This window comes from Colwellia sp. Bg11-28 (genome assembly GCF_002836245.1).
Taxonomy (GTDB): Bacteria; Pseudomonadota; Gammaproteobacteria; order Enterobacterales; family Alteromonadaceae; genus Colwellia; species Colwellia psychrerythraea_A.
On the sequence record NZ_PJBA01000001.1, the window covers coordinates 421290 to 440586 of the forward strand.

Annotated in this window: 13 protein-coding genes; 3 read left to right on the forward strand and 10 right to left on the reverse strand. The window is 37.6% G+C overall.

Annotation, left to right across the window (positions count from 1 at the left end):
* Nucleotides 1-80 precede the first annotated feature (80 nt).
* From CXF79_RS01735 to CXF79_RS01760, 6 genes are all read right to left on the reverse strand, one after another.
* Nucleotides 81-476: a hypothetical protein gene (locus tag CXF79_RS01735; protein WP_101153659.1), complete on the reverse strand. Its 396-nt coding sequence runs from the start codon at nt 474-476 to the stop codon at nt 81-83.
* Nucleotides 476-2596, reverse strand: a complete 2121-nt coding sequence (locus CXF79_RS01740) for a hypothetical protein (RefSeq protein WP_101153660.1) — start codon at nt 2594-2596, stop codon at nt 476-478. The genes CXF79_RS01735 and CXF79_RS01740 overlap by 1 nt, the downstream gene beginning before the upstream one ends.
* 35 nt (nt 2597-2631) lie before the next feature.
* Nucleotides 2632-4179, reverse strand: a complete 1548-nt coding sequence (locus CXF79_RS01745) for a site-specific integrase (protein ID WP_101153661.1) — start codon at nt 4177-4179, stop codon at nt 2632-2634.
* Nucleotides 4169-5464 carry a site-specific integrase gene (locus tag CXF79_RS01750; RefSeq protein ID WP_101153662.1) on the reverse strand — a complete coding sequence of 432 codons (1296 nt, stop codon included), beginning with the start codon at nt 5462-5464 and terminating at the stop codon, nt 4169-4171. The genes CXF79_RS01745 and CXF79_RS01750 overlap by 11 nt, the downstream gene beginning before the upstream one ends.
* Before the next feature lie 468 nt (nt 5465-5932).
* Nucleotides 5933-6634, reverse strand: a complete 702-nt coding sequence (gene ssb / locus CXF79_RS01755) for a single-stranded DNA-binding protein (RefSeq protein ID WP_011041773.1) — start codon at nt 6632-6634, stop codon at nt 5933-5935.
* Between the two features lie 359 nt (nt 6635-6993).
* The gene (locus CXF79_RS01760) at nt 6994-7389 is read right to left on the reverse strand and encodes an acyl-CoA thioesterase (RefSeq protein ID WP_101153663.1); all 396 of its coding nucleotides are present in this window, start codon (nt 7387-7389) and stop codon (nt 6994-6996) included.
* Nucleotides 7390-7831: 442 nt separating this feature from the next.
* Between CXF79_RS01760 and CXF79_RS01765 the strand changes: the two genes are divergently transcribed.
* On the forward strand, nt 7832-9658 hold the full coding sequence (locus CXF79_RS01765; RefSeq protein ID WP_101153664.1) for a hypothetical protein: 1827 nt from the start codon (nt 7832-7834) through the stop codon (nt 9656-9658).
* Between the two features lie 72 nt (nt 9659-9730).
* Here CXF79_RS01765 and pssA read toward each other — a convergent pair whose 3' ends face one another.
* Both pssA and CXF79_RS01775 read right to left on the reverse strand, forming a co-directional pair.
* Complete coding sequence (gene pssA, locus CXF79_RS01770) at nt 9731-11059, reverse strand: CDP-diacylglycerol--serine O-phosphatidyltransferase (protein WP_101153665.1); 1329 nt, start codon at nt 11057-11059, stop codon at nt 9731-9733.
* 125 nt (nt 11060-11184) lie between these two features.
* A complete protein-coding gene (locus CXF79_RS01775; RefSeq protein WP_101153666.1) occupies nt 11185-13227 on the reverse strand; it encodes an oxidoreductase in 2043 nt (680 codons plus the stop codon).
* A 431-nt stretch (nt 13228-13658) separates the two neighbouring features.
* On the opposite strand from CXF79_RS01775, the gene CXF79_RS01780 reads away from it, so the two are divergent.
* The gene (locus CXF79_RS01780; RefSeq protein WP_011041767.1) at nt 13659-14144 is read left to right on the forward strand and encodes a GreA/GreB family elongation factor; all 486 of its coding nucleotides are present in this window, start codon (nt 13659-13661) and stop codon (nt 14142-14144) included.
* Between the two features lie 30 nt (nt 14145-14174).
* On the opposite strand, the gene CXF79_RS01785 is transcribed toward CXF79_RS01780, so the two are convergent.
* Nucleotides 14175-14390, reverse strand: a complete 216-nt coding sequence (locus tag CXF79_RS01785; RefSeq protein WP_011041766.1) for a dodecin — start codon at nt 14388-14390, stop codon at nt 14175-14177.
* Between the two features lie 134 nt (nt 14391-14524).
* Nucleotides 14525-15889 (reverse strand): MFS transporter, encoded by a 1365-nt coding sequence (locus tag CXF79_RS01790; protein ID WP_101153667.1) that lies wholly within the window; start codon nt 15887-15889, stop codon nt 14525-14527.
* Between the two features lie 514 nt (nt 15890-16403).
* Here CXF79_RS01790 and uvrA point away from each other — a divergent pair.
* Nucleotides 16404-19235 (forward strand): excinuclease ABC subunit UvrA, encoded by a 2832-nt coding sequence (gene uvrA, locus CXF79_RS01795; protein ID WP_011041763.1) that lies wholly within the window; start codon nt 16404-16406, stop codon nt 19233-19235.
* The last annotated feature ends 62 nt before the right edge of the window (nt 19236-19297 follow it).

Sequence of the window (19297 nt, forward strand, 5' to 3'; positions counted from 1 at the left end):
CATACACAGAAATCAGGGCTTTTTTTGAGCCCCAATAAAAAATTTCCTAACCATAATAGCTTAAGCATTATCAAAACCGTCTACCCCCTTTTTATAGGCAGAGGCATATTAAGCATGCGCATGTTAACTCCGTGTTTCGAAGCGTTGTACTGCCAGACCATAAACTGAGAGAGTAAATTGTTATTCTCTCTGTCTAGCCTTTCATTTTCTAATTCAATACGCTTAATCTTTTTTGCTGCTATAGAAAGCGACGCTGGAATCACTAGGGGCTCAATATCACTAGATTTATTTTTCCTAGCTTTCATCGCCTCTTTTATTCTTCTAAACTTTTGTAGCGTTTGCCTCGTTGATATTAAACCTAGTGTATCAGTCAGATGGCTCTTTAAGTTTTCATAAGTTAATTTCCTACTATCTGGCCAATTTTCTATAACCTTGACGATACTTTCAATCTCTAGATCTGTTAAATGATGTGCCATTAGTTCTCCTTACCAAAGTTTTTGTTCATTAACGATTGTAATTTATTCAACCCTTTAGGCTTCTGGTTTACTAGCCTCTTAGCTTTCATCTTTAAAACATCAGGAATAATTTTTCGGTTATTTTTAGTTAACTCATTATCTAAACGACTTGTTGATTTAATTGTTAACTTTATAGGAGAACCGTCTGAAATCTTGTCACTTTGTAGCAAGCTAATAAGTTGTTTACACCTTTCAATTGACAACTTTTTCTTTTCAATTTGCTCCAAGTGTACTATCTCCCCCTCTGATATTACTCTTTGCATCTTTTCCCAAGCATGTAATTCTAAAGCTAATCTATCTTTCAAATTATCTAGCTTAACTTTATCCCCTTTAAAACAAACTTGTTCTTCGCAATTTAAGCAATCTCTAGTTTTTTTGCATGGGGTTAAAGCCAAACTCTGCAGACATACACCATACTTAGTTATATTGAAGGTTTGCCGTGAATTCGTATTCATTTCGTAAATTGACTCAGGCTCTACAACTTCATAAGTGCGTACCAATTCATTTTGAGCGCTTGAACCAGTATTCATTATCAAAGCTATATCTGTTTTGTATTTTTCAGCTGGAGTATGGTTATAAACTCTGTTGTGTTTGGCGTCAGCTCTTCCTGCCCACTTAGTCAATACACTCTCAGACATACCATTTACATTAGCAATAGTACTTAATAAGTGTCTCAACTGATGGGACTTGAGCAGTATGTCGTCAGGGTAATCATACCGCTGAAAGATACTTTGAACGTTAGCCATTTCATCAGATAACTTCTTCTTCTTTTTTGTTGGTGCTAAGTCTTCATTAAGGATATTGATATCTGGCATCCACAATTCAGCAGGGCTAGTATTTCGTTGATTGTTCAACTGGTACTTAAAAAAACAAAAGAGTGCCTCTGACCATTTTACTTTTATTCCGTTTCCATTGCGGTAATCCACATAAGGAAAATCTTTGGGTAACATATCTAATAAAGCAGGAATAAGATCAGTCAAGCAATATAAATAACATTGAGTTTTTAGCCCTCTTCTCTTTAGGTAGCCATTAGCATTGCCTTTAAACTTATAACTTCCTTTTATTTGACTATATCCAAGAGCTTGAGCTGCTTCAATATTAGTTAATTTAACGTCGTCTGCTACCTTAGGACAACAAAAATGCCTAGGGAAGGAAGCCTTCAATCCTTTTTCATAATACCCTTTCAACTCTTCCAGTTGTTTAGCCCATTGGCGAGAGGATTTAGTTATTTCTTTCAATCTTTTAATAGCTTTGAGAGCAACAGGAACCATAACTTCAGGGATCCACTCAACTTCATAGCCAAACCCTTTACCTGAAAACCATTTAATTCCCGTGCAATTATTGCCTTTAGAATCAATATCTTTATGAATACATTCAGCCTGTAGGTAAAAAAGCTCACTACCACGCGCAGGGGCACTAAATAATATACTTATCGATGATGTCGTAAACTTGTCTTTATCTGATAGATTAGTACCTCCAAGCGAAAAAGTTTCAGCAAGAGAGAGTAACGCCCTTTCATCAGGAAGTTTTGCTTCTCTTACCTTTGCAGCACTTTTCCCCACCTTTTCAATTAAATCGGGAGCTCTATTAATTGGGTTTTTCCAAGTAAATGTTTTTATCAATTTATGCTCGACGAGGAATTCTTGAAGCTTTTGCAGTTGGGAGCCCCCGTGATATGAGGCTCCTGGACTATAGTTCTCCTGCAATACTTGAGCTGCATTATCAAATACAGCACCATTTAGCTGTGTTATATCAACTACTGTATTATTTTGAAGCATAGCAACCTCGATCGCCCGTATAGCCTTTATTTCATTTACATTTTTTGCTCTCTGCAAGGTTTGCTTATAAGTTATATAAGCCTTTGCAAATGGCATAATAGAACGATCTAAGCAGTTATCTTTTTTTCTATCTCTTGAAGATACGCCTAACTTGGTAAAATTACATACTTTCGGCCAGTATGCTGAATCATATTCAACGTCAGGATTGAGGCACGGTAGTTTCTGACTAAAAGAGATAAACTCTTTTAAATTCTGGATTGCCGAAAGCTCCTGCTTCGACTGGAAAACAATCAACTTTTTCATTTATGAACTCCTTTCATATAAATAACTTTATCCATTTACTGTATATTTCTCGTATGATTCTCGGCACACTGTTTAATAACTTGGCCAACAGCAATAATTGCCAAGTCATTTACAGCTGCAACTGCTAGATCTTCAGTTTCAACTCTTATTTTTTCTCTCTCATCAATAAGGGTTGCTAACACACTTGAGTGAGGAGCATCTTTCCATGGCATAAATTTAGGGCAAGTGTAGCAAGCAGTTGGCTGACAGCTTGAACATGCACTTGCGCCACATGAACCAACCGTTGAATCAAAGTCTTCTGTTCTAACTTTAGTAGCATCAGGAAAGCCTTCCTTTGCTTCTGTTTCAGAAGATACTAATTTCCCTTGAAATGCTTGGGCGTACTTCAGCATTGGCTCATTCATTATGCTAGATATTTTTTCTGCATGATCAGGATGGTTTTGAACGTATATTCCTGCACTCTGAGTATCACTATGATCAAGCAGTGTTGCTATCGTCAAAACACCTGAGTTTGCTCTAGCCGCTCGTGTACCTAAGGTGTAGCGAAATCTATATGGGTTAGCCCGTAACGCTGAACCAGTTCGTTCAGATACAATACCTAACTTTTGAATTGCTCTTGTTGTATTTATTGATAAATTCAGGGTTTTTATATGCAGTACATCACGCTCTAATAAAGCATCAATTTCTCCAAAACTCATGTTTTTTAATTGACGAACTGCGGAGTAGTCGGGAAATAAAGGTAAGCTTTTTTCTTCAATAATGCGTAAAGGTCGACCTAATAATTTTTCAGACTTCTCTTTTACACTCTCAATTTGTAGACTGATAATTTGTCCAATCTCTTCAATTAGAGCAAATTTTGTAAATGCTAACCTAAAATTACCACCACGAACTTTAGCCCTAGGAATATTTATAATATAAATTAATTTCCCTATAGCACTATCATCAAGAAACAGGTCGCATAACTTTAAATTTGATAATTGAATAGGACGACGTCCCGTAGCAGTAAATAGTTGAATTAAATTATATTCTTCAATTGTAAGTCCTCTTGAAGCATATTTCTGATCTGATTTTAATAAAATTGTTTCAAACTCTACATCAGAAAAAGGGCCTGTTTCCGGGCAAAGTGACAAAACAGGAACACCTTTATTTGTACCATCCAAACGCCATGCATCCATAAGCTTATGACTTGAGTTATCAATAGATTTAAACCCCAGACCTTTCAATTGTCGAAGGAATGTTCTCAAAGTAGCCAGGTCAGGCTCTCCTTTTTTACCCATGAGTGATTTAAACGTCAATAATGCCAATTCACTAAACGAACTTTCACCAGTAAGTTTTACAAATTTTCTAATCGAGAAACAAAGACGGTTCGTGTAGGAAGCAGACAAACTTTCTGCAAAATATTTCAATGTATTTCTCATATCTTCACGTAAGTCGCTATTAAACTCAGACAAGAAGGAAGTATTTACACAAGTATTCCTATCAAGTTTCCAACGGTCACTGTTTGAGTCAAACTCATATCCCATTACTGACACATTTTCCTCAATCAGTGAATCGAGAAGTTTTTTTTCATTTTTAACAGACATGTAATTTCTCCTCTATACCTTCACTAAGTTTGATTTGATTCGTCTTTTTAAGGTTCTTCTTCTGCATATCAAGAGCAAGCTTCATTGCTTTCTTTTCGTTATATCTCTTAGTATAAATGCGTGCCGTTCCAGAACCTTCCTTCCACCCCATATGGTAACTTCTGGCATCTTCAACTTCTTTTTCTGTCATTTCCCCTGACTCTAAAAGAGGTTCCGAATTACTAGAAAAATCATCATTCCATGTGTGCCTTAGCATATGCGGTGAAACTTTAAATCCGACCACATTACTAATATCCTCAAAAATACTATTTAAAGTTCTTAAAGAAAGAGGGAAACCATTGTTTTTTCCTCTACCGTGACTAACGATCAAATACGGTGTTTTTGTTCTTTGGGGACGATGATAGATGATATAATCTTCTATCATCTTCAAGCTGTTTTCAGACTGACATATATTCCTTCCAAGAGTTTTAACTAAAGGCTGAGAAACTCTTGGATCATTTGAAGCATTCGCATTTCGTCTAATACGTAGATGCCCATTTGTAAAGTCTATATTATCCATTGTAATATTTAGTAGCTCAGACCTTCTGATACCATCTCGTGCTAATAAATCGAAAATCATCATATTGCGAAAACGAACACTCTCAGATTTCCAAGGGTTTTTCTTTGAGTTAAATTGCACAACCTCTAAGATTTTATTGAACTCACATTCAGTTAATGATTTAAATTCATTATTGGATTCAGCAAACCTATCTGATGGTCGAAATTGCTTTAATAGAGTAATCATCTCTGATTTTTTATTCTTATCATCATCAGGCATCAAATACGTTGCAAGCCATTCACAATAAGAAATAATATTAGATATTCGATTATAAAATGTTCCCTTTTCAACCGAGTCTAAGTCAATACGAATGGAGTGACGGGATCTTTCTTTTCTCTTGGGATTAATTAAAACGATATTTGTAGGCTTAGCTTCTAGTGCCCCATTTAAAACATATGATTTTTTACGCTTACATAAATCTACAATGCTTAAGATTTCATCGTAACTCAAAGTATTACCTAGCTTAAAAATCTTGTCCAAATCTAATTTTCGCAAAGCGCAAACATCTCTAAAAAAAACAAGATCTCTAAGGCATGCCCTAATAGTTGATATTGATCTATTTTGATTTCTAAGGTGTATCATTGCATACAAGTTTTCGTGAATAACTGGCAACCCACTTGTATTGTTAATTAATAAACTAGCTCTTTCCCCACCTTCCATGATGAAGCTTTTTATTTTTACTGACATATATCCCTCTGTAAAACTTAGCAATCTAACTTGCTAAAAAGCTTATCAACCAAAGGAGCCCAGTGTCAAATTTCTGTTTTAAAACAATATGTTAAAAAACATTATTATCCATTAATATTACACTACATTTAATTAGGTGTTTTATTAAGCATATGAAATGAATCAATTAATAAATATAAAAAAAACATAAAAATAAATATAAAAAAAGTTTGATTGTTTGTTTTTTGAACAGCAAAAACTAGTTTTGACATACAAAAAGTAAATTGTAGAGGAAGTAAGAGGGAGGAAATTTGAACGAATACTGGTAATAAAAATATTGTACAAAATATCTAGGTGCGAAATAACCTAAATAAAACACAGGAAAAGTTTACAAATTTATTAGTTAATTTTGAAAACTTTTCCATGTAACTTATTGATAATAAAGTGAAGAGGTTAGTTAAACGTTACTTTATTAGTCTTAGTAACCTGTTAAAACGGGATATCATCATCGAAATCAATTGATGGTTCTTGTGGGTTCACTTTAGGTGCTTGCTGTTGCTGATAACCACCTTGTTGTGCTGGTGCTTGTTGAGGAGCAAAACCACCTTGTTGTGCTGGTGCTTGCTGTTGCGGAGCAAAGCCACCTTGTTGTGCTGGTGCTTGTTGTTGCGGAGCAAAGCCACCTTGTTGTGCTGGTGCTTTTGCTTGCTGTCCTTGGTTAGAAAATCCACCTTGTTGAGCTGGCTGGTTAGAAAATCCACCCGATTGCTGTGGAGCTTGTTGCTGGAAGCCACCACTTTGCTGTTGTCCTTGATTAGCAAAACCACCGCCCTGACCTTGAGACGACTTTCCATCTAACATTTGCATTACGCCATTAAAGCCCTGTAATACGATTTCAGTCGTATATTGATCTTGACCTTGTTGGTTGGTCCACTTACGCGTTTGCAAAGATCCTTCAAGATATACTTTTGAACCTTTTTTCAAGTATTCACCAGCAATTTCAGCAAGTTTTCCAAACATAACAACACGATGCCATTCTGTTTTGTCTTTCTGCTCACCAGTTTGTTTGTCTTTCCATGAGTCTGACGTTGCAACAGTAATATTTGCTACTGCACCACCATTTGGCATAAAACGTACCTCAGGATCTTTACCTAAGTTACCTACTATGATTACTTTATTTACACCCGCCATGAAAATATCCTATTAATTGAGCTATTAAGACGTACGTCATTTCTTTTTCTATTTAAATAGAAAGAAAGTGTGTCTTTGAAATTTAGTTTAAGGGGGTAATTCTATAGTGAGCAGCGATCAAATTCGAGTGATTTTTTGCTAAAAGCTGATTTATTTTAATTTAATCTCTTTTAAAAATACCGAACCAAATTGCAGATGAAAAACAGCGTATAAACACCGCATTGATATTGACTACTAATTAATTGTTATCACTGAGAATTAGTAGGTGACGCTAATATCTATACCAGTGATCAATCTACATTTATTTTTCAGAAGAGAATTAATCTAAATAAACTGACAAATAGCAAAAGTTATGCAGACTATAACTCAATAAAGTGTTCTGTTAGCTGAGTACGAATATCATCAGATATTTTTTTAGAGCTTTGCGTCTCATAATCAAAATTTACCATGGCTGCCGTTCCCGACACACATTTTTCTCCGTGCTGCCAAAGTTCTTGATAAACATCAAACGAGGCGCCGCCGATTCGGCTAACGAATGTTCTGATCTCAATTTCCTGACCATAAAATAGCTGTCCGTGATAAGAGACTTCTATTTTAGCAATGATAAGTTGCCATTTTTTCGGGTCTAAATCAGGAGTGAAAAACCTAAATATAGGGGCACGTCCACCTTCAAACCAAACTGGTGGTTTAGTATTATTAATATGCCCTAAAGCATCCGTATCACTAAAGTGTGGCATCATTTTTTCACTGAACATAATTAACCTTTTTATGATTATTCGCTTTACGGCACGAACTTAAGTGCTGTAAATATTAATTTTATTGATAAGATATACTATCTTAACTTTATAGAAATTTCATAAATATTAGAATGATATAGATGAAAATGCCTTTATCATCGATTAGCTGTTTATTTTCTCTATACCCAAGCCACACGAGTTGTTAATGTAATTACTACACTCACGCTGATCTTCATAAATACTGTGATTGAAATTAATTCTTTCGTTGAGAAGATATTATTTATGATTCCATGCTGGTGTAACAACAAATAAAAGTGAAAATTGAGTACACTGAGACTAAAAAGCTCCTGTGAACCGAGTAAAACACTAAATAAATAATGTTGAAGTTGCCTGTTAACGCTATAGTTAAATGAGTGATATATAAACGTATTACTCATCACTTCTTTATTTTAGGTACGCGATGCTGTTTTTATTAAAAGTCATAAAAAAAATAAAACAATGTAATGCCATATCGCCAAAATCTAACAATAAAATCTCACTTACTTGGCGAGATGATGTATTTGCTGGACGACTTTCATTGCTAGTCGCCGGCTTACTATTAATTATTTTTTGCCCCATAATATCAGCTACCGAACGCGTAGCTGAAAAGGTAGATAATAGCTCAGGATCAGCCAATGCTATAGATGGAAATTCAATCCAGAATCAATCCTTAAATCAAGCTGATATTGAGCCTTCAGACGAAAAAGTACTGTGCGATACCAGTCAGCCAAAAATAATCTTCAAACCACAAACAATCTTCGATAAAAACGAAGAAGGTTTTACTTTTTTACATCGTTGGGCCAATGCCATTCATATTGATACAAAAATTATAACGCTAGAAAATGAAGCTAATTTTTTTATCAAAAAATGTACAAAAACCTTTGCTGATATGGCTGAACTAGAACGCCATTTACGTAGCAGAAAATACCTTAGAGATGCAGAAGTTAGCGCTGATGAATACGTAGAAAACATTACCATTACCACTTGGGATAATTGGTCACTTATGCCAACGCTTAGCTTTGGCCGCAAGGGAGGAATAAACACTTATAGCTTTGGTATAAAAGAGCGTAACTTACTCGGGTTAGGCATAGATACCGAAATTGAATCATACCGAAATGCCCAGCGTTCAGGTTACAAACTAGTGGCCACTATCCCACTTTTTCAAAAACAAAATACTTCGGTTAAGTTGGGATTTGCTGATAATGATGATGGTCAACAACGTAGCTTATTTCTGCATAAAATATTTGCTGGTTTTCATACCAAGACCGCCTATCATGCTGGCTTTAATGAAGAGTCTCGTAACGACACTATTTTTCAAAATGGTCTAGACCAAAGTGTATTTGGCCATGATATTAGCTTTAAAGAAGCAAGCTACGCATGGCTAAATTTTAACAGTGAGAACCGCTTACTAAGATATCGTGTTGGCATAACACAAGATAAAGAAACTTTCACCGAGCTTTCTGATGAAGAGAATCTCGACTTATCCAATCCTCCTCTGACTAATGTGAAACCCGAAGACAGAGATTTACTCTACCCATGGCTAGCTTTTGAATATATTGAAAAAGATTTTAGAAAACTCACAAATGTGCACTTGATCACCCAAATAGAAGATTTTAACCATGGTTGGCAACTTAACTCTAGCCTTGGTATAGGCAATGGTAACAAAGAAAACTCAGCATGGGGTTTATGGAAGATGCGAGTAAAAAAAGGCTTCAACTTGCATGATAATTCTTTGTTGTTACTTGATCTAGCACTAGCTAATGATATTTACCAACATAGAGATAGTCGTTTACTGGTGAAACTTAGCGGGGAGTATTTTTATCAATTAAATAAAAACTGGGGTTTTTATTTAAGTAATACCAATGTTATCAGTAAAAACCAATATCTTGACCAACCAGTGACTATGGGGGGAAACACTGGCTTACGGGGTTTTCCACTGCAATATCAGCACGGACAAGATAGCATTAAAGTTACTTCTGAAATCAGATATTACCCTGAAGTAAATCTTTTTAAACTGTTTGATTTAGCTGGTGTGGCTTTTGTCGATGCGGGTCGAACCTATGGAGAGTCAACAGTCAAAAATATTGAGGAAGGCTGGTTAAGCTCTGCGGGACTTGGCTTGAGATTACACTCGCCACATTCAGGCGGTAACCATCCCATCATTCACATCGACTTTGCGTTTCCACAAAGCGATAATCCAGAAATTAATGGTTTTGAAATTAGAGTGCAGGCAAAAAAATCATTCTAGCTACCTTTTAATCATCAACCTTTAAACAATATTTTGAGCAATAAAGGAGATTATTGCTTCAACAAGTCGATACTACAAAAATCGCTTCAACACTCTATCTATTTGGGCAACACGTATCTTTTTCAATAATTTTTGAGGTTTTTCAGGGTAGTCTTCTACTGAATCAATATCAGAGAAATGCGAAACTTTACTCGTATTGACTAAAATACCGAGCAGTTCTTCATCCGTTTTTTGTAATAGCTGTTTATTGACATCATCAACCACTAAGCCATTCTCTAAATCCAGTGCCCAAGCACGGGGATTTAAATTACTGCCCGTAATCAAGTGATAGCGGTCATCAACGCGTAAACCTTTGAGATGAAAGCTATTATCTTTATCTTTCCACAAATGGATATTCAATAAACCTTGATCAATAAAATTTTGATAACGCTTAACAAAGCGCTTAAGTAACATCTCATAAACGTAGGGGATGATACCTATGGTACTGAAATCTTCATCATTACCAATAAAAAAGTCATTCGCTGTTTTATCGCCTACAACCACAGTTGTTTTAACACCACGTTTTAGGGCTCTAATCACATCTTTAGCAAGAGAATGAGGGAGATTAAAATAAGGCGTGAAAAGCAGCATATTATCATCAGCTTTTTGCACCAAATGACGAGTAGCTCGATTAAGCTGATTTTTACGGCGACCAAAACCTACTAGCGGTGTAATAAGGGCTTTATTACTCACGAGTTTTGATTGGCTAAAACCTTGTTGTTGAGCAACAATATAGTGAGACTTTTTTAGCTGAATTTTTAATGCGATCAGATTTTTCTTTTGTTCTACCGCATCAGGTAACCATTCTTGATTAAGTAGTGGCGCCAGACCTGAATCAATAAAAGTATCAGATAAATAGTGGCAAAAGCTATCAGCTAATACTGCACTATTGATAGTACAGTAGCGATCTAAACGATATCGCTCACCTTGATGTAGATAAATATCATTGATACTTGCGCCAGTATAGAAAAGCTTCTCATCGAAAACCATGCCTTTTAGGTGTAAAACCCCAAAGACTTCTTTTCGCTTAACAGCAACACCATAGATATTAACGGTGTGAGGATACTCATGTGCTAATTTCAAATAAAGTGCACGGTTACCTAAGCTTGCCTTTTCGCCAATTAAGCCACGTTGTCCGCGGTTAAAATCAACAAAGATGTTAATCTCTATCGTTGGAAAGTTAGCTTTAGCTTGGTATAAGGCATGGAGGATCTCTCTACCCGCCTCATCATCTTGTAGATATAAGGCAGTAATGAAAATACGCTGACGTGCGCATTCAATAAGGGACAACAACTGCTGCTTATATTCTTTAGGCGTGGTAAGGAATTCAATATCACCACTATCGACAATTATTTCTTGCACTGTGCTCTATCTAAAAAAAATTAATTCACGACAGTATATCAATAATAAAGCGAAGAAATATAGAGTTTTTCTTCGGTTCACTACAGCTATCTTCGCATTAAGGTGTTGATTTCATCCAAATAGGCCTAAATTTTCACCGCTAACTCTGCCGCTTGGCGTATCGCACGTTTAGCATCAAGTTCCGCGGCAACATTAGCTCCACCAATTAGATGTACAGGTAAACCACCATCAATTAGCTTTTGCTGTAAATCTCGATTCGATTCTTGCCCTGCGCAGATAATGATATTATCAACTTCAAGCAATTGCTCTTTACCATCAACTTCAATCACTAAGCCTTCCTCAGTAATGGCTTTATAACTTGCGCCAGCCAACATAGTAACGCCTTGTTTTACTAAATTGGCTCTATGTACCCAGCCTGATGTTTTACCCAAGCCTTTGCCCACTTTAGTCGTTTTGCGTTGTATCAGAGTAATATGCCTTGCCGGATCATGCTTAGGTATATCTTGTTTACTTAGCAATGCCCCATTTTTCAGGTATTGCTTATCAACCCCCCAATTTTTAAGCCATGCTTCTGGGTCATTAGTTAATGATTTTTCTGATAAATAAGTGGCTACATCAAAGCCAATACCGCCAGCACCTATAATCGCGACCTTGTTACCAACCTCAACTTTATCTCGCAGCACTTGTAAATATGTAAGTACTTTATTACTGGTATAACCTTCCTCTAAACCTTTAATATCGAGCTTTCTTGGTTTTATACCTGTTGCTAATACCACTTCATCAAAACCAGCAGCGAGTAATTTTTCTGCACTTTGCTCAGTGTTAAGATGCACCTTAATATCAAGCAAACTTATCTGTTTGTTAAAATAGCGTAATGTCTCAAAAAATTCTTCTTTACCAGGTACTTGTTTAGCGACATTAAACTGGCCACCTATCTCGCTAATTTTATCAAATAGTTCAACATGATGTCCTCGCTCCGCAGCATAAACACTAAAAGCTAATCCCGCAGGTCCGGCACCTATCACGGCTAATTTTTTAACTTGTTTAGCTTTTTCTATAACAAGCTCTGTTTCATAACATGCCATTGGGTTGACTAAACATGAGGCTCGCTTTTGTGCAAACACGTGATCTAAGCACGCTTGGTTACAACCAATGCAGGTATTAATTTCATCGGCTTTATTTTCTGCGGCTTTATTAACAAAGTCGGCATCCGCCAAGAAAGGTCTCGCCATTGACACCATATCAGCTTGCCCCGTCGCTAACACTTCTTCAGCAACTTCAGGCGTATTAATTCTGTTAGTTGTGATTAGGGGTATAGACACTTCTTTTTTCATTTTTTCAGTGACCCAGGTAAATGCAGCTCTAGGTACTGAAGTAACTATGGTCGGAACGCGTGCTTCATGCCAACCAATACCAGTATTAATCAGTGTGGCACCAGCCTGCTCTACCGCTTTTGCCATAGTGACAACTTCTTCCCAACTGTTGCCACCTTCAACTAAATCCAACATGGATAAACGAAAGATGATGATAAAATTTTCGCCCACTTTAGCGCGTACTGCTTTAATCGTTTCAATAGCTAGGCGCATTCTGTTTTCAATACTACCGCCCCACTCATCGTTACGCTTATTTGTTCTTACACAAGCAAACTGGTTAATTAAATAACCTTCAGAGCCCATAATTTCCACACCATCATAGCCTGCTTTAGCCGCTAACTTGGCTGAGTAAGCATAATCTTTAATGGTCGATTTAATTTGACGCACTGACATTGCTTTAGGCGTAAAAGGAGAAATAGGTGATTTGATTTTACTGGGGGCCACACCAAAAGGATGATAGGCGTATCGACCCGTATGTAATAATTGCAAGCAGATTTTAGTTGGGTACTGATGAACGGCGTCTGTTACTTGTTTGTGTTTATTTGCTTGCCAGAAATGACTTAGCTCACTACCAAACGGTGCTATTCTGCCGCGTAGATTAGGACTAACACCACCGGTAACGATCAAGCCCACACCGCCTTTCGCTCTTGCTTGATAGAATGCAGCTAATTTTGCAAAACCACCGCGCTCTTCTTCTAAGCCAGTATGCATGGATCCCATAAGGACACGGTTAGCTAATTGGGTAAAGCCAAGGTCTAGTGGCGCTAATAAATGTGGGTAGGCAGTTGTTGTCATAATTATGCTCTGCTATTGGTCGTACCAGTTGTTATAGTGTTATTAATTTACTGACATTTAGACAAAAACACAAGTTATACCAATCGGACTAATTTATTGATCACTTAGCGAGGATTAAAAGGCTTAGAGGCAAGGCATTGATTGAAGAGAATGGTTATTCCCTTGTCAAAATCAATAACGCCGCATGTAAGCCTTTTAAACTCGTCCCTCGGAAGCTCATTAGCAAACTGATAACATCACAAAATGAGTGAAATATAGAGTGACTATGTTCAACTCATTTTGCTTGTTTTAAGCTCGCTAATGTAGCTCTAAGCTGACAAATACATTAATCCGTTTGGTATTATGATAAAATCGCCTCGCTAAAACTGAGCTAACGAAATAACGATCTCTGCATACCACAAACATTTAAAATAACGATTACATAAGACTATATGCCTAATAAGAAACAGCTAGCTGACCTTGTTGTCACTGCACTCTCGAAACAGCTGCAACAAGCTATTGATGCTGCAAACGAAGCTCATGCCGCTGCGGTTGATGATCAAAGTGTTGCTGAAACACAATATGATACGCTAGCGATAGAGGCGAGTTATTTGGCTGAAGGACAGTCTAAGCGAGTGATTGAGTTCCAGCACGCTATCGATGCCTATAAAGCGCTTGAACTAATTGAATTCAATAGCGAGAGCTATATCGCTTTAGGCGCCCTGGTACAATTATCCACTGATTCAGACACCAACCATTGGTTCTTTATAGGGCCTGCTGCCGGAGGGTTTCGCTGTCAGCTAGCTCAACAAAATATCACGGTGATAACACCGCAATCACCTATGGGAATAGCATTAATAGGTAAACAGCTAGATGATGATATAGAAGTCATGCTCGGTAGCAATAAACTTGAAGATTACATCGTTACGCTAAAATAAACTAAAAATGCAAAATTTAGTAAAATCCAGTTAACTTGACGCTATTTTAAAGCCAATTTTCAAGGTAACTTGGTAATGGCCGACAGCACCATTAACTATATGACCTCGGGTTTCTATGACCTCAAACCAATCCATATTATTGATTGATTTGTTACACTCTGCCAAGGCATTTTCAATAGCATCTTCAATACTATTTTTAGATGAGCCAACCATTTCAATTTTTTTGTAAGTGTGGTGTTCAGACATAATAGTCACCGCTAAATTGTTTAAGATAAACTTTAGTTTAGCGTGCTTTTAATATATTGCTGAGAGATGCTCGCTGATAGTCGTATAAAATTCAGGTATCGCGAACACCTTCAGCAGAGGATTATTTCTGTAGTCTAACTTTGAAGTAACGCTTTAATGGCGAGTAAATCCACCGTTTTAACATCAACCTTTAAATAAGCGACTGCCTCGGTGTGCACTAGGGTTGCTTCGATAACACCGGGCATATTGATTAATTGGTCGGCCATTTTATCAGCTTCTTCTTCACAGGTAATATTGGTGGCAAAACTAAAGCTTTTTGATTTTTTCAATGACTGCATACCAAAGCTTAATCCCAACCAGATAACCGTTACTATTGTCATCACTAAGAAGATGGTTTGCTCGCCATATTGGCTCGCTATAAAACCACCCAGAATACCACCAACAAAAGCACCTAAAAACTGACTGCTTGAATATATCCCCATAGCACTACCCTTAACGCCAGCAGGTGCTATACGTGATAAAATTGACGGCATGGTTGCCTCTAAATAGTTAAATGCAGTGAAAAATATTACAACTGACAGCACTAGGCTCCAGAAACCACTCGGTAATAACCAAAGTAAAAATAAAGCGATGGCCAATAGTGTAATAGCCGCACTAAACATGGGTTTTTCTTTCTGTTTTTTAATGGCAAAAATCATAAATGGCACCATTAAAAAGAAAGAACCTAATAAAGTAGGTAAGTAAATTTGCCAATGGTCTTCAAGAGATAAACCACTAGCTACAAACTGTTTAGGCAAAGTAATAAAACAGGCCGTCAGTGTCATATGTAGAATGAAAACGCCCCAATTTAAACGGGATAATTGTGGGTGGCGAATCAAACGAGTAATTTGCTCAGGCAAGGCAACGTTATCGCCACGAGGTGCTTTATTCACTGAGTTTGGCACCATAAATTGAATCATCGCCATGGCAAAGAGAGTCAATAGCCCTGTAAACCAAAATAAGCCACTTAAACCAAAGGCATCAGCAACTATTGGTCCTAAAATCATAGCAAAGGTAAATGATAAACCGATAAACATACCAATGGTTGCCATGACTTTAGGTCGCTGTTCTTCTCGACTTAAATCAGCAGCTAAAGCAAGTATTGCACTAGCAATAGCACCCATACCTTGAATTGCTCGACCGAGTACAACACCATAAATAGTGTCAGACATTGCCGCAACAATACTACCGATGAGAAAGACCACTAAGCCGGCAAGAATTACCGGTTTCCTGCCATATTGATCCGAAAGAATGCCCATAGGGATTTGCAATAAAGCTTGCGTTAATCCATAGGCACCAATGGCTAATCCTAACCAAATGGGACTATAACCCGTTAGTTGTTCACCATAAATGGCGAATACGGGTAAGATCATGAACAAGCCTAACATGCGCACGCCAAAGACACTGGCTAAGGAAAAGGCGGCTTTTTTCTCAATACGGTTTAAACCTGAAACACTCATAACGTTGCTGAAACCTAAAAATAGATGAAGAAATCGGAAAAAATTGCGAGTAGTTTACCACGCCAAGAAGCACAACAAAATCCCCACAATGAAAACAAGGTGTTAAGCGCAATACCCAAACAATCTCAATATGCTTAATTCAGCTGGAATTATAAACGTTTTATTCATCGTTATTGGTTTCGACAAGGACGCTACATGGATGTAGCTTCTTAGAGAATGCTGACGGTACAGGAAGTACCTTATTAGATAATGCAGGAGCAATTATCCTGAGAACATTCTCCTGAATAGCCATTTTATTCAATCAATACCTTGCCTCTAAACCTTTTAATTCTCGCTAATTGGTCGATTTATTAATGTGCTTGGTAGTACCATTTTTTCCTTTCCTACAGTGCCAACAGAACACTGTAAAAATAAACAGTTTAATTTTCATATTATGCCCTAGATTAGTTTTTATACTGTAAATTCTATGACATAATCGTCGGTTCTATTTTATCGCTATTTGAGTTAAAAACGCATGAAGAATATTGAAGTCAGAGGGGCTCGCACACACAACCTCAAAGACATTAGTTTAACTATACCTCGAGATAAACTCGTGGTCATTACCGGCCTTTCTGGTTCAGGAAAATCTTCTCTTGCCTTTGATACACTCTACGCTGAGGGACAACGTCGTTATGTAGAATCGCTTTCAGCTTATGCGCGTCAATTTTTATCTTTAATGGAAAAGCCTGATGTTGATCATATTGAAGGTTTATCGCCCGCTATCTCCATCGAGCAAAAGTCAACATCTCACAACCCGCGCTCAACCGTAGGTACCATCACTGAGATATACGATTATTTGCGTTTGCTTTATGCCAGAGTTGGTGAGCCTCGTTGTCCAGAGCATGGTCAAGCACTAGCGGCACAAACAGTTTCACAAATGGTTGATAAAGTTTTAGAACTTGAAGAAGGCACAAAAGTGATGCTACTCGCGCCTATTATACAAGACCGTAAAGGCGAACATGTAAAGCTTCTTGATAACTTAGCTGCCCAAGGCTTTATTCGTGCGCGTATTGACGGGGAAGTTTGTGACTTATCTGATCCACCACCGTTAGAATTACATAAAAAACACACTATAGAAGTTGTCGTTGACCGTATAAAAGTGCGTGAAGATATTCAATTACGACTTTCAGAATCTTTTGAAACGACCTTAACGTTAACTTCTGGGACTGCCAAAGTCGCTTTTATGGATGAGCCGGACCGTGAAGAACTTATTTTCTCAGCTAACTTTGCGTGTCCACATTGTGGTTACAGCATGCAAGAGTTAGAGCCACGTTTGTTCTCTTTTAATAATCCTGCTGGTGCTTGTCAAACCTGTGATGGTTTAGGTATTGAACAGTACTTTGATAGCTCTCGCGTTATTGCCAATGCAGAGTTAAGTCTTGCCGGCGGCGCAGTTCGTGGCTGGGATAAACGTAATTTTTATTACTTTCAAATGCTGCAAGCCCTTGCCGATCATTATAAATTCCCCGTTGATAAACCGTTTAATAAGTTATCCGCTAAAGCCCAAAAAGTTGTGCTTTATGGTAGTGATGAGCAAGAAATTGAATTTAAATACATGAACGACCGTGGTGATGTTGTGGTGCGTAAGCATCCTTTTGAAGGCATCATCAATAATATGCAACGCCGTTATAAAGAAACGGAGTCAAATTCGGTACGTGAAGAGCTAGGAAAATACCTTAATTCACAACATTGTCCGGATTGTAATGGTAGTCGATTACGCTTAGAAGCTCGCAATGTTTTTATCGAAGATACACCACTCACTGTCGTGGCTGAATTTTCCATTAGTGATGCCCTCAAGTTTTTTCAAGGTTTAACCCTCACAGGCCAGAAAGCACAAGTTGCTGAAAAAATATTAAAAGAAGTAAACGAACGTTTAGGATTTTTAGTGAACGTTGGCCTTAATTATCTCAATTTGTCACGTGGCGCAAACACCCTATCTGGCGGTGAAGCACAGCGAATACGTCTTGCTAGTCAAATCGGCGCAGGTTTGGTTGGTGTCATGTATGTTTTAGATGAACCCTCTATTGGCCTTCATCAACGTGATAATGAACGCTTACTTGGCACCTTGATACATCTCCGTGATTTAGGTAATACCGTTATTGTGGTTGAACATGATGAAGATGCTATTCGCGCGGCAGATTTTGTGGTGGATATTGGCCCAGGCGCTGGTGTACATGGCGGTGAAATTATCGCGCAAGGCACCGTGGATGACATACTCAATTGTAAAGAGTCTTTAACGGGGAAATACCTTTCTGGCGTAGAACGAATTGAAATACCTAAACAGCGTCATGCTTTTGATAAAAAGAATGTCGTTAAGCTCAAAGGCGCTACCGGTAATAATTTAAAAAATGTCGACTTAGTCATTCCTACCGGTTTAATGACCTGTGTAACTGGCGTGTCGGGCTCAGGTAAATCCACACTTATTAACGATACGTTATATAAATTAGCGCATATCGAGCTTAATGGTGCAACGGTTGATGAACCAGCTCCTTACAAAAGCATTCATGGTTTAGAACTATTAGATAAAGTTATCGAGATTGATCAAAGTCCAATAGGCCGAACCCCACGCTCAAATCCCGCGACATACACTGGCATATTTACGGCCGTGCGCGATATTTTCTCTGCGACACAAGAGTCACGTTCTCGAGGTTATAAAGCAGGACGATTTAGCTTTAATGTTAAAGGTGGACGTTGTGAAGCCTGTCAAGGTGACGGCATGATCAAGGTAGAAATGCACTTTTTACCTGATGTTTATGTACCGTGTGATGTATGTAAAAGTAAACGTTATAACCGCGAAACGTTAGAAGTTTTATACAAAGGTAAAAATATTCATCAAGTATTAGACTTAACCATTGAAGATGCTTTTGACTTTTTCAAAGCTATTCCTGCGATTAATCGTAAGTTGCAAACCTTACTCGATGTTGGTTTAGGCTATATCAAACTAGGGCAGTCAGCAATCACTCTATCGGGCGGTGAAGCACAACGAGTCAAGTTATCAAAAGAGTTATCAAAAAGAGATACCGGCAAAACGTTGTATATTTTAGATGAGCCAACCACAGGTTTGCATTTCCACGATATAAAACAATTATTAAACGTTATTCATCGCTTGCGTGATCATGGCAATACGATTGTGGTGATTGAGCATAACTTAGATGTTGTCAAAACAGCCGATTGGGTTATCGACTTAGGTCCTGAAGGCGGCGCAGGTGGCGGTGAAATTTTAGTAACAGGTACTCCTGAACAAGTTGCCAAGCATAAAACGTCACATACAGCGCGATTTTTAAAACCTTTATTAGCGTCAAAATAAAGCCGTAACTTTAATAACGATTACGGCACGCAGCATAACGCATAAAAGAATGCGTTATGCTT